1 protein-coding gene and 1 pseudogene are annotated in these 988 nt (G+C 47.7%); both read right to left on the bottom strand.

Annotated features, from left to right (window positions below):
• Positions 1-898: electron transport complex subunit RsxC (gene rsxC, locus R8N49_RS25360; RefSeq protein ID WP_318190241.1), on the bottom strand; the 898-nt coding region annotated here is incomplete at its 3' end.
• Positions 899-906: 8 nt separating this feature from the next.
• Positions 907-988, bottom strand: a pseudogene (locus R8N49_RS25355) (electron transport complex subunit RsxB); the annotation flags it as partial.

Genomic DNA, 988 nt, shown 5'->3' with positions numbered 1-988 from the left:
TTAACGTAACGACACGTTCGATCATTGGCTCGCCATCGATGATAGCGCGCTTAATTGAGTATAAAGAACCGACGTTTTGAACCAAGATGCCAATATCTGCAGGGATAGAGCCGCTAGGAACTTCCTTGTTGGTCAGAATCTTTATCAGCTGCTTTTCACCGCCCGATGGGTATTTCGTCGGGATTACTCGAATAACAATGTCCTTGTTCAGCGCGGCACTTTCCAACGCTTTAATGGCATCTGGTTTGTTATCTTCGATACCAATGATCGTCAGTTTTGGCTTAAGGATGTGTTCGACGATTTCGATACCCTGGATAAGCTCTTCGGCATGCTCCTGCATCAGTTTGTCATCGGCCGTGATGTACGGTTCACATTCTGCTGCATTTACAATCAGGATTTCTGTACGAGCAATGCCTGATTGGATCTTTTTCGCGGTAGGGAAGCCAGCACCACCCATCCCTGAAATGCCAGCAAGGCGAATAATGTCGATGAGTGCATCGGCGGATTCTTGAGTGTAGTCAGCGATAGGTGACTTTTCACACCAAGTATCTTGGCCGTCAGGAGTGATGACGGCGCACAATTCGCTCAAACCAGAAGGGTGAGCCACCGTTCGAGGCTCGATGGCAGTGATAGTGCCAGAAGTTGGCGCATGTACGGGTACTGTAAACCCAGTTTCTGATTGGGTTAAAGCTTGCCCTTTTAAAACGTGCTCACCAACAGAGACCAACAAGTTACCCGCTTTACCAATGTGCTGTTTCAGCGGAAGAATGATTTCAGCGGGAATGGATGCTCGCACTAAGTCGGCTTTATTGGATTGTTTTTTGTTTTCTGCCGGATGCACACCGCCTGGGAAGTCCCAAAGCGAGCCAGTACGAATTTGTTCAATCAAAGACAACATACGAAACCTTACTTAATTGAATCTTTCACGTTCGCTGCATCGCTGGCAGCATCCGTAATGTTAACCACTGGGATGGCGTTAAGTTGCCAC

The sequence above is a fragment of the Vibrio sp. 1978 genome (assembly GCF_033344345.1).
This window is presented reverse-complemented; position numbering and strand designations above follow the sequence as displayed.